Below are 6,772 nucleotides of genomic sequence, written 5' to 3' on the forward strand. Positions count from 1 at the left end.
CAACACCCCCCCCCGCGGGCGCCCGCGGCGGCGCTCCCCCCCGCCGTGGCCCCGGCACCCCGTGGGGGGCCGGGCGTGCGCGCGGCGGTCGCGGTACCCGAACGGCCCCCGGGGGCTTGATCGTTCCCCGGGGGCCGTACGATCGCGATCATGGCCCATGACCCGCGCGACCTCGACGACGCCATGCTCGCCTTCTGGCGTGAGCGACACATCTCCACCCTGACCACCACCCGCCCGGACGGCACGCCGCACGTGGTGCCGGTCGGCGTGACGTTCCAGCCGGAGACGGCGACCGCCCGGGTGATCACCAGCCGTACCAGCCGCAAGGCGCGCAACGTCGCGGAAGCCGGGCCGGAGGGCCTGCGGGTCGCGGTCTGCCAGGTCGACCGGGCGCGCTGGGCGACCCTGGAGGGTGTGGCGGTCGTCCGCGACGAGCCCGAGCAGGTCGCCGAGGCCGAGCGGCGTTACGCCGAGCGGTACCGCCAGCCCCGGGTCAACCCGGACCGCGTGGTCATCGAGATCGCCGTGGACCGCGTGCTCGGCCGCGGCTGAGCCCCGGGCTGCTCCGGAACGGCCGTTCTCGCTTCCGGGAACGGCCGTTCCGCCGTTCGGTGCGGCGCGGCTGTTCGGTGTGGCGCGGCTGTTCGGCGAGCCTGGGCGGTCGGTGCGGCCGTACACGACCTAGGAGGTCGGTACGGGGCGGGCGGCGCGGATCCGCTGGCGGAGGAAGAGCGCGGCGCGGTCCAGGGCCTCGTCGGCCTCGTCGAGGACCCCGGCGAAGGCCTGGAACACGTGCGGGACGTCGGCGGTGACGTCGAGGACGACGTCCACGCCCGCCGCCGTCGCCCGTGCGGCCAGCCGGGTGGAGTCGTCCAGCAGCACCTCGTTGGTGCCCGCCTGGATCAGCATCGGGGGGAAGCCGGTCAGGTCGGCGAGGACGGCCGGGCTGAGCAGCGGCTGGTGGGGGTCGGCTCCGGCGAGGTACATGGCGCTGGTGTGCGCGAGGGCCGCCCGGGTGAAGATCGGGTCGACGCCCTCCTTGGTGTCCATGCTCGCGCCGGTCCGGGTCGCGTCGAGGCCCGGGGAGAAGGCGAGCAGGCCGGCGGGCAGCGGGAGGCCCGCGTCCCGGGCGGCGAGGCAGGTGGTGACGGCGAGGCCGCCGCCGGCGGAGTCCCCGGCGAACACGACGGCCGAGGGGTCCTCGCCCCGGTCGAGAAGGGCGCGGTAGGCGCTCAGGGTGTCCTCGACGGCTGCGGGGAACGGGTGTTCCGGGGCGAGCCGGTAGTCCACCGAGTACGCCCCGAGGCCGGTCCTGGCCACGAGGTTCCCGGTCAGCGAGAGGGCGGTCTCGGGGGAGCCGTACACCCAGCCGCCGCCGTGGAAGTACAGGATGGTGCCGGCGCCCGGGCCGCCCCCGGCGCCGCCGTCCGCCGCTCCCCGCGGTTCGACGCGCAGGGCGGGCCGGTCGCCCAGGGTCGTCGGCGTGGTGCGGATGCTGTCGTGGGGCACGGCCATCCGGGACATCAGGGCCCTGAAGCCGGCCCGGATCTGTTCGACCGACTGCGGTCCCTCGGGACCCGGTTGCCGCAGGATCCCGTCGATCCGGCTGCGCTGTTCCCTGCTCATGAGCGGACTCCCGTCGCATGTATCTTCCCGTACACTATATGCCGTGGAATATACATCGGGCGGCGACAGTGCCGCGGTCGGTCTCCCGGACCTCTTCGCCGATCTCGTCCGGTGCGAGACGCGCCTGTACAACGCGCTCGGCGACCGGCTCCGCGAGCGGCACGGGATCGTCACCTCGCAGTACGAGTTCCTGCGCTACCTGCGGGACCACCCCGGGTGCCGGGTCGCGGACCTCGCCGCCGAGTTCGCCATCGGCGTCGGGGCGACCAGCAAGGGCATCGACCGCCTGGAGAAGCAGGGGTGGGCCGCCCGGCGGCCGAACCCGGCGGACCGCCGCTCCTCGCTGCTGGTGCTGACCGACGACGGCGCCCGCCTCGTCGACGCGGCGGAGGCGACCTTCACCGGGGGCCTGTCCGAACTGCTCGGCGGCGCCCTCGACAGCCCCTCGGTGGCAGCGGCCGCACGGGCCCTGTCGACCCTGCGCTCCGCACTCGAACGCGACCGGGTCGGCACGCCGACCGGGTGACCGGCCCGGCCGGCCGCCGGGACTGCGGGAACGCCGGTACGTCGGAACGCCGGAAGGCCGCCGCCGCGCTCACCCGAGCGCGGCGGCGGCCTTCCGGTCCGGCAGGGTCAGCGGGCGGGGCGCAGGGCCGCGGTCGCCGTGCGGCCGAGCCAGACTCCCAGCAGGGCCTGCAGCAGTCCGAGCAGCAGGGTGACCGCGATGACCAGCGAGGCCAGGGCGGGCAGCCCGGCCAGGGCGGCCACCGTGCGGGCGGTGCCGGCCACCGCCTCGCCGGAGGCGGCGCGCCACCCGAGGGGGGCGCCCCAGCCGGCCAGGACGGCCGCGGTGCCGGCCAGGACGGCGGTGCGGGCGCGCAGACCGCGGACCGCCGTCGCTGTCCCGATGGCCAGGCCGCTCAGGAACGGCAGGTGCCACAGGCCCCAGAGCGGGCCGACGGCCACCACGGCGGCGGCACCGACCAGTGCGGCGGGGAGGGCGAGCCGGACGGCCTGCCGGCCGCTCGCGGGGCCGCCCTCGGGGTCGGACGGGCGGTCGCGCTTGAGCGTGGGGGCGTGCCAGTCGGCCAGCGCGGTGCGGAACTCCCGCTAGTCGCGGGCCTTCTTGACGGAGAGCAGGACGGCCAGGTCGGGGGAGGGGATGTTGCCCATCCAGTCGACCGAGGTGGTCTGCCCGGCCCGGGTCAGCACCGGTCCGTGCACCGTGAGGTCGACGGCGAAGTGCTCGGCGTCGCCGCCGCGGACCGGGATGGTGTACTCCACCCGCTCCATCGGGTGCCAGGCGTTGTTCCAGTAGTACTGGCCGGGGTGGTCGGGGCTGGTCTGCTCGCTGTAGAAGACCGTCGACTGGTTCTGCGCGTCCGTCAGGGGCCAGGAGATGTCGGCGTTCCGGCCGATCAGCACACCGGGCACGGACTCGGCGTCGACCAGGGCGGGCGGCTCGGCCTCGGTGGCCGGCACCACGGTGAGCACCGGCGGCACCTCGGCCATCGGCAGCACGTGCTGGCGCGGCACGCCGTCGCGCTCGGGGAACAGGGTGCGCAGGGCCCGCGTGCCGTTCCAGCACGTCGGCCGGCGCGGACCGCAGCGCCTCGTGGTCGACCGGGCCGGTCAGCCGCAGTGCCACCGGGACGTTGTACGAGGCGTCGCCGCCCTGGAGGCGGTCGTTGAACCAGAGCGCCAACTGTGCGTACGAGAGCGGTGTTTCCGCGGGCAGGCTGTGTTCGCCCAGCACGGGGCATCCCTCCGGGTGAACCCGTCCCGCCGGCCGGGTGGGCCGGGCGGGCCGGAGGTGGTGGTCCGGTGGCTCGTGGCCGTTGGGGTCAGCCGACGTCCCTCGGCGGGGGGACTACCGCGGGGCGCGGGTGGGTGTCACGCGGTCCAGCGGTAGGTCATGTCGGGCTCGTTCTCCTCGTTGCGGCTGCCGTCGTCGGTGTCCACCACGACGAAGCCGTGCCGCTCGTAGAAGGCGCGGGCCTCGGTGTTCTTCTGGAAGACGTGCAGCGAAAGCTCCTGCGGGCTCGCCGACTTGACGGCCTGCAGCAGCTGCGTCCCGATGCCCCGGCGGCGCACGTCGGGGCGCAGGTAGAGGTGGTCGAGCAGGGTGCCGTCGAGTGAGGCGAAGCCCAGGAGGGCGCGGGTGTCGGCGTCCTCGGCGAGCCAGACGCGGGTGCCCGGCAGTACCACGTGGGTGATCCAGCCCAGGGTGGCCTCGTCGCTGTGCAGTCGGGGGAGGTACGGCATGGTCGCGGCACGGGAGGCCAGGAAGACCTCGGCGACGGCGCCGGCGTCCTCGGCCGCCGCGGCCCGCAGTCGGACGGTCCCGGTGAACGGCGCGTCGGATGGCATCCACAACTCCTCGATCGGGGCATCATGGGCAGTGCTGCCGCGGGTGGACCACCCTGGACGGAACATGCGAACGGCACCCGCCGCGACCCGATGTCGAAAATCGGGTGCGCAGCGGGTGATTGAGCCGAATTTCCCCCGGATGGGCCGTGTGAAGCGGACCCAGCGGCGTTGATCTTCGGTCAACATAACACCTGGTCATGGACGTGGGAGCCCTCCTGGGCGGGTTTCTGACAAGGCGATTCTGCGGGTAGATGAGCGCGCGCCGTTCGTGCGATCGGAATCCAACCGGCGAGGCCCCGGCGGCCGTTGTGAAATCGCGTCGGCCGGACGCGTTCCGCGCCCGGCCGGAAGCCGGGCCCGGATTTCCGGTCCCGAGGAGGCCCGCCGGCCCGGGACGGCGAGTCCTCGGTGCGCGCTTCCGCCACGCCGAGCGCACCGCCGAGGGCCCGGCCTACCTCGACTGGTTCCGCGCGCAGGGCCACACCGACCTCCTGTGGCCCGAGCACATCAACGAGGGCGAGGGCGACTACCTGCTGGTCGGCCGCCGCCTGCTCGCCGGCACCGGTTTCCGCACCGACCCGCGGTCGCACGCCGAGGCGCAGGAGTTCCTCGGCGTCCCGGTGACCGGACTGACCCTGGTCGACCCGGAGTTCTACCACCTGGACACCGCCCTTGCCGTCCTCTCCGACGACGAGGTCATGTACTACCCGGAGGCCTTCACCCCGGGCAGCCGCGCGGTGCTGCGCGAGCTGTTCCCGGACGCGGTCCTGGCGACCGCCGAGGACGCCGCCGTCTTCGGCCTCAACGCGTTCTCCGACGGCCGCAACGTCCTGCTGCCCGAATCGGCCACGCACCTGACCGGCGAACTGCGCCGGCGCGGCTTCGAACCGATCGGCGTGGACCTCACCGAACTGCTCAAGGCCGGTGGCAGCGTCACGTGCTGCACCCTGGAGCTGCGGGGGTAGCCGGCGGTCCGGGGGACGGGGGGACGGTGGTCCGGGGGACGGGGGACGGGAGCTGCGGGCCGTCGGCCCCCGTTCTCACGCCGCCGCGCGTTCGACCCCGGCGAGCACGGAGCGCGGGAGCCAGAGGCTGCCGGTGCCGGCCAGGGCGACGGCCGCCGCCCCGACCAGGACCGGGACGACGCCGACCCGTGAGGCGAGCCAGCCCCCGGCGAAGGCGCCGACCGGCAGGGTGGCGGTCAGCACCGCCTGGAGGAAGGCGTTGACCCGGCCCAGCAGGTGTGCGGGCGTGGCGAGTTGCCGTCCGGTGGTCATCGCGATCGACCACACCGTGGCCAGTGGGGCGAACAGCAGCTGGTACAGCACCAGCACCGCGAACGCCGCCCCCAGCGAGGCCGCTGGGATGAGGAACAGGGCGGCCCCCGCGCCCACCGCGCACACCCGGACGGCCCGGGTCGTGCCCAGTGCCCGGGCCACCGGGGTCGCGGCGAGCACGCCGGCGCCCGTGCCCACGGCGTACGCGGCGTAGACCGTGCCGAGCTGCCACGGGGCCAGCCCCAACTCCCGTTCGGCGTACAGCACGAACAGGCCGCTCGCGGCGCCGCCGCCGAGGTTCAGTCCGGCCGCGGCCAGGGCCTGGCGGCGCAGCGGCGTCTCGCGCCGGATCACCGCCAGCCCCTCCCGCAGGGCCTCGATCCGGGAGCGGGCCCCCGCGCCCGCCTCCCGCGGCGGGCGGTCCAGTGACGCGGGCAGGGCGAGGAAGAGCGCGCCGCCGACGAGGTACGCGGCGCACTCCACCAGCAGCGCCGGCGCCGGGTCGACGAGGCCGATCAGGACGCCGCCGAGCGCCGGCCCGCCGATCAGGCCGACCGTCCGGGCCCCGGTGAGCGAGGAGTTGGCGGGCAACAGGTGCGCGGCGGGCACCACGCGGGGCAGGCCGGACTGCAGCGCGACGCCCTGGACGGAGCCCAGCGCGCCGGAGAGCGCGGCCGCGGCGAACAGGTGCGGCCAGGTCGGTCCGTCCAGTGCGGCCGCGAGTGGCACGCTCCCGACGACGGGCACCTGGAGCCAGGCCCCCGCCACCAGCAGCCGGCGCAGCCGGGCCCGGTCGACGAGGACGCCGATCAGCGGGCTCAGCAGCACCCCCGGCAGGTAGGTCGTCGCCACGAGCGCGGAGACGCCCAGCGGGCCGGCGCCCGGATGGGCGATGGCCAGCAACGGCAGTGCCAGGGCGGTGACCTGACGGCCCACCGAGCCGGTCAGCTGCTCGACCACGAGGAGCAGCAGTGGCCGGTTCCGGCGCAGGGGCGGGGGTGGGTCCGCGTCGGGGGAAGCTCCCATGGCCGTCTCCTCCGTCAGTCGACCGGCATGCACCTCGGACCCTACGTGAAAGCGGCGGGCGCACACCCGGACATCCTGATTCCCGGCGGCGCGCTTGTACCCCAAGTAGGCGAAATCAAACGGAAGTTGCGATCTCGATCGCGTTGACCTTGCATGAGCATGGCGCTTAGGGTCGTGGGACAGCTGTTGTCTGAGAGGAGTCAAGGATGACGCAGAACACGACAGAAACGCCCAGCTACGAGTCGTTGGTCGAGGACGCGCTGCGGGAGCTCTCCGCGGCCGAGTCGGCCGAGGTGCTCGTGCCGGTGGGCAGCGGCGACGAAGGCCCGCTGATGGCCTGGTTCGTCGCGACCTGACAGGTCCGGCAAAGCCCTCGGGAGTTGCGGCCGCGGCGCCCCCCCCCGGCCGGGCCGCCCCCAGGCCCCCCCGAGAGGCCCAGGGTCGCTTGGAGTACCCATGGGAGGCCCGCCCCC

General features: G+C 74.8%; 8 protein-coding genes and 1 pseudogene. 4 read left to right on the forward strand and 5 right to left on the reverse strand.

Going from position 1 to position 6,772, the window contains the following annotated elements; all coding sequences use genetic code 11:
* Positions 1–150: 150 nt before the first annotated feature.
* On the forward strand, positions 151–552 hold the full coding sequence (locus tag ACFV0O_RS35045; protein ID WP_360261800.1) for a TIGR03618 family F420-dependent PPOX class oxidoreductase: 402 nt from the start codon (positions 151–153) through the stop codon (positions 550–552).
* 129 nt (positions 553–681) lie between these two features.
* On the opposite strand, the gene ACFV0O_RS35050 is transcribed toward ACFV0O_RS35045, so the two are convergent.
* The gene (locus ACFV0O_RS35050) at positions 682–1,626 is read right to left on the reverse strand and encodes an alpha/beta hydrolase (RefSeq protein ID WP_380347941.1); all 945 of its coding nucleotides are present in this window, start codon (positions 1,624–1,626) and stop codon (positions 682–684) included.
* A gap of 43 nt (positions 1,627–1,669) precedes the next feature.
* On the opposite strand from ACFV0O_RS35050, the gene ACFV0O_RS35055 reads away from it, so the two are divergent.
* Complete coding sequence (locus ACFV0O_RS35055) at positions 1,670–2,152, forward strand: MarR family winged helix-turn-helix transcriptional regulator (protein WP_380347944.1); 483 nt, start codon at positions 1,670–1,672, stop codon at positions 2,150–2,152.
* A gap of 107 nt (positions 2,153–2,259) precedes the next feature.
* Here ACFV0O_RS35055 and ACFV0O_RS35060 read toward each other — a convergent pair whose 3' ends face one another.
* From ACFV0O_RS35060 to ACFV0O_RS35070, 3 genes are all read right to left on the reverse strand, one after another.
* Entirely contained in the window at positions 2,260–2,595 is a 336-nt protein-coding gene (locus ACFV0O_RS35060; RefSeq protein ID WP_380347946.1) for a hypothetical protein, read from the reverse strand.
* Between the two features lie 141 nt (positions 2,596–2,736).
* Entirely contained in the window at positions 2,737–3,162 is a 426-nt protein-coding gene (locus ACFV0O_RS35065; protein ID WP_380347948.1) for a penicillin acylase family protein, read from the reverse strand.
* Positions 3,163–3,519: 357 nt separating this feature from the next.
* Positions 3,520–3,996, reverse strand: a complete 477-nt coding sequence (locus ACFV0O_RS35070; protein ID WP_380347951.1) for a GNAT family N-acetyltransferase — start codon at positions 3,994–3,996, stop codon at positions 3,520–3,522.
* 398 nt (positions 3,997–4,394) lie between these two features.
* Here ACFV0O_RS35070 and ACFV0O_RS35075 point away from each other — a divergent pair.
* Positions 4,395–4,961 (forward strand): annotated as a pseudogene (locus ACFV0O_RS35075) (dimethylarginine dimethylaminohydrolase family protein); the annotation flags it as partial.
* Positions 4,962–5,036: 75 nt separating this feature from the next.
* On the opposite strand, the gene ACFV0O_RS35080 reads toward ACFV0O_RS35075, so the two are convergent.
* Positions 5,037–6,299 carry an MFS transporter gene (locus tag ACFV0O_RS35080; protein ID WP_380347952.1) on the reverse strand — a complete coding sequence of 421 codons (1,263 nt, stop codon included), beginning with the start codon at positions 6,297–6,299 and terminating at the stop codon, positions 5,037–5,039.
* Positions 6,300–6,505: 206 nt separating this feature from the next.
* Here ACFV0O_RS35080 and ACFV0O_RS35085 point away from each other — a divergent pair, with 206 nt between their 5' ends.
* Positions 6,506–6,655, forward strand: a complete 150-nt coding sequence (locus tag ACFV0O_RS35085) for a hypothetical protein (protein ID WP_360261824.1) — start codon at positions 6,506–6,508, stop codon at positions 6,653–6,655.
* Positions 6,656–6,772 lie beyond the last annotated feature (117 nt).

This window comes from Kitasatospora sp. NPDC059577 (assembly GCF_042735475.1).
Taxonomy (GTDB): Bacteria; Actinomycetota; Actinomycetes; order Streptomycetales; family Streptomycetaceae; genus Kitasatospora.